4 protein-coding genes are annotated in these 3564 nt (G+C 76.9%); all 4 read right to left on the bottom strand.

Annotated elements, in window-relative coordinates:
* Positions 1-875, bottom strand: an 875-nt coding sequence (locus ACFV0G_RS37215) for a hypothetical protein (RefSeq protein WP_380557585.1), incomplete at its 3' end; no start/stop codon positions are given.
* Entirely contained in the window at positions 875-1258 is a 384-nt protein-coding gene (locus tag ACFV0G_RS37210) for a hypothetical protein (RefSeq protein ID WP_380557582.1), read from the bottom strand. The genes ACFV0G_RS37210 and ACFV0G_RS37215, both read right to left, overlap by 1 nt.
* A 180-nt stretch (positions 1259-1438) precedes the next feature.
* The gene (locus tag ACFV0G_RS37205; protein WP_380557579.1) at positions 1439-2704 is read right to left on the bottom strand and encodes an MFS transporter; all 1266 of its coding nucleotides are present in this window, start codon (positions 2702-2704) and stop codon (positions 1439-1441) included.
* Positions 2701-3354 carry a helix-turn-helix domain-containing protein gene (locus tag ACFV0G_RS37200; protein WP_380557576.1) on the bottom strand — a complete coding sequence of 218 codons (654 nt, stop codon included), beginning with the start codon at positions 3352-3354 and terminating at the stop codon, positions 2701-2703. The genes ACFV0G_RS37205 and ACFV0G_RS37200 overlap by 4 nt, the downstream gene beginning before the upstream one ends.
* Positions 3355-3564 lie beyond the last annotated feature (210 nt).

The following is a 3564-nucleotide window of genomic DNA, read 5'->3' as shown; positions in this document are numbered from 1 at the left end:
GATTCCTTGGGTGCGCGGGATTCCTTGGGGGGGGGCGGGGCCCCGGGGGCGGGCCCCCCCCGGGCCGGGTCGCCGGGCTTCGGGCCGGTGGGCGGGGCCGGGATCTCGATCAGCCCGGTCGCGGCCAGGTGCCGGATGTCGAGCAGGGTGGTGAAGGCGGAGCGGCCGAGCAGCCGGGCGATCTGGGCGGGGGTGCGGAACCCGTCGGCGGCCGCGAGCACGGCCCGTCGGCGGCTGCTGCAGCTCGCGGACTGCCGGTCCGTCCACAGCTCCTCGGCCCTGGCCCGGACGGGGGAGTCGTCCAGGTGCGGGGCCGGCCAGGTGCGGTCCAGCAGGGTCCGCCGCCGGCCGACCGCCAGGCGCAGCGTGGTGACCGCGAGCGGCCGGGCCAGGGTGAGCGCGGGCCGCACCCCGGGCAGGAAGCCGATCGGGCCGTCGTTCTGCGGCAGGGCGAAGAAGGCCGCGTCCAGCACGGCGGTGAGCTGGCAGAGCTCGAGTTCGCCGCGGCCGATCCGGCCGCTGGCGACCAGGTGGTCGGCGGCCGCGCCGCGGGCGGTGGCCACGCTGTCGGCCCAGGTGCGGGCGGAGATCCGGCCGGCCGAGGTGAGCAGGGTGCCGACGTCGGGCGAGGCCGGGCTCTCGGCGTGCACCACCTCGCCGGCGGCCAGGTGCACGGTGCCGGCGGAGCCGTGCAGCGCCCCGGTCGCGCCGTCCGCGGAGAGGTCGGTGAGCGCGGCCTCGAAGACGGTGGCCGGTGCATAGCCGGACCGGTGGCGGCGCGGCAGACGGCCGAAGCGCTGGGCGGGGAGCGGCGGCAGGTCCGCCGGGACGGGGTGGAGGACGGGCCGGGCCTCCGGCTTGAGGACGGGGTGCATCAGGCGAGCACCAGCCCGTCCACGATGGCGGCCGTCCGTAGTCGGGCCATCGCGAGGTTGGCGGTCGCCCGGTCGAGCCGCAGGTAGAGGAAGACGCTGCTGTCGAAGGCGGTCTCGATGAAGCGGATCAGGTGGTAGCAGCCCGCAGAGGTGATGATGACGTCGTCGGCGGGGGCGGTTCTGGCGGCGGGATCGGCGAAGGACGTGGTCTGCGTGATGGCCCGGGCGACCTCGGTGGCGTCGGCGGCCCCCGTGGCGTGGTCGCCGCCGGGCCCGGCGCCCACCGCGCCCAGGGCGAGCCCGCTCGTCCAGTCCACCAGGCTGGCCCCGAGGGCCCCGGTGATGGTCATCGCCTCGGTCAGGCAGTCGTCGATCCCCGGCAACGGTTACGCACCCCTCCCGCATGCCCGGACGGCACGCTGGTGTGGCCACGCCCTCACTGGCTGTAGCCCCATCGGGGCGTAACGCTACCGCGAGGCCGAGGCGGTGGGGGAGGGTTCCGGCACATTCCTCGGGCATATGCCCGAATCCCTGTACGGGTCCTGACGATCAGTCAGAATCCGTCATCCGTCCTGCGCGGCGGGCAGCGAGCGGAGACCGGGGATCGGCGAGGGCAGCAGCCAGAGGAACGAGGTGAGCGCGCCGATCGCGGCGACCCAGAGCGCCGGCCGAAGGCCGAGCGTGCTCCCGAGCACCCCTCCCAGTACCGAACCTAGCGGACGGACTCCGAAGTTGACGGCCTGATAGGCGCCGGAGACCCGGGATCGGAGCCGATCCGGGACAACTGCCGCGAAGAGCGACCCCAGTGTGATATCGAGGATCATCACGCCGATCCCGGACCCGAACTCTGCCGCCAGCAGCAGGAGCGCGGCCGGCCCCCCGTGTGCGGCCGGTATCAGCAGCAGCGGCGCCGGGTAGGCGACCAGACCCAGCACCACGCCCCGGCCGATGCCGATCCGGCGGACGATCCGGCCGGTCGCGGCGGCGCCGATCAGTCCGCCGACCGCACCCGCGCCGAGCACGAGGCCGAGCAGTCCGGCGGACAGCCCCAGCGGCCCGGTCGCGTACAGCACCAGCAGCGCCGCGATCATGAACGTGAAGAGGTTCACGGTCGCCGTCCCGAGCAGGGCGGCGCGCATCACCGGTGTCCGGGCCAGGAAGCGCAGCCCGGCCGCCACCCCGCCGCGGCGGCCCTCCGCGGGCGGCTCGGCCGGCCGGATCCGGTGCAGCGTCAGGGCCGAGCCCAGGAAGGAGAGCGCGTCCGCGACCAGTGCCAGCGGCGCGGCCAGCACCTGCACCAGCAGCCCGCCGACCCCCGGGCCGGCCACCGAGGCCAGCGCCCGGCTCCCGTTGACCAGCGACGACCCCTCGACGAACCGGCCGTCCGGCACCACGGCCACGAACACCGGCGCGTTGCACACGTCGAAGAGCACGCTGAGCGTGCCCGCCCCGAACGCCACCGCGAAGAGCTGGCCCGCCGTCAGCACGCCCAGCCCGTACGCGGCCGGAATGCTCAGCAGCAGGGCGGCCCGGCCGAGGTCGGCGGCGATCATCACCCGGCGGCGGTCGCTGCGGCGGTCCGCCCAGCCGCCGGCCGGCAGGGCGAACAGCAGGCTCGGCAGCCAGCTCGCGGCGGCCAGCAGGCCCATCAGCGCGGCGTCCGCGTGCAGCGTGGCGACCGCGATCAGTGGCAGCACCAGCACGGTGACCTGGTCGCCGACCGCCGAGACGCTCTGGCCGGTCCAGTACCGGCGGAACCGCACCGTGCGCAGCAGCGCGGGGACGGCGGCGCGGGCCCGCCGGGCCGGGGCGGCGAGGACGGCGGTCACGGCGTCGGCCCCGCCTCCGCCCCGCCCCGGCCCGGGGCGGCGGTGTCGGTCGGCAGTGCCATCCGGACGAGCAGGACCGGCCGGCTGTCCGGCGGGCGGGCGTCCGGCCGGCCCAGCCGCTCCAGGTAGGGGCGGGTGAGCTCGTCCATCCGGGCGCCGAGTTCGGCCAGCTCCTCGGCGGTCAGATGGAGCACGGTGTCGCCGACGCCCGCGGCCCGCTGCCAGGCGGCGCTCTCGCCCCGCTGCGCCTCCAGCCAGCGGGCGGCGAGCTCGGCGTACCGCTCGACCACCACGCGCTGCAGTGCTCCGGCGGCCTCCGCCGTCGCCGGGTCCGGGGAGGCGGTGTCCCAGGCGGTGAACAGTGCGGTCGCCCGCCAGGGCTTCTCCCGCCCGCGTCCGCCGCCGGCCTCCTCGACCAGGCCGTACTTGGCGAGCTGGCGCAGGTGGAAGGAGCAGCCGGCGACGCTCTCGCCGAGCAGTTCGGCGGCCCGGGTCGCGGTGAGCGGGCCCTCCCGGCGGAGCAGCCCGACCAGGGCCATCCGGGTGGGGTGGGCGTAGGCGCGCAGCGCCCGCGGGTCGCTGAGCTGCACGGTGGGCGGGGTGTCCGGCGCGCCGGGGGTGTCCTGGGCGCCGCGAGTCGGCTCGGTCATGCTTATAAAGCTATCTTTAGAAAGAACTCTTTACAAGCGCGACGGGACGGGCGTGTCGGGCGGGGGGGGGGGGCCGGGCGCGGGCGGGGCGGGGACCCCCGCGCGCGGGGGGCGAGCCGGGGGGGGGGGGGCCGGCGCGCCGCCCCCCCCCGGGGGGGGGGGGGGGCCCCCCCGCCCCCCCCCCGACGGTCGGTGCCACTCGGTGCCACT

Source organism: Kitasatospora sp. NPDC059571 (assembly GCF_042735675.1).
Classification (GTDB): Bacteria; Actinomycetota; Actinomycetes; order Streptomycetales; family Streptomycetaceae; genus Kitasatospora.
This window is presented reverse-complemented; position numbering and strand designations above follow the sequence as displayed.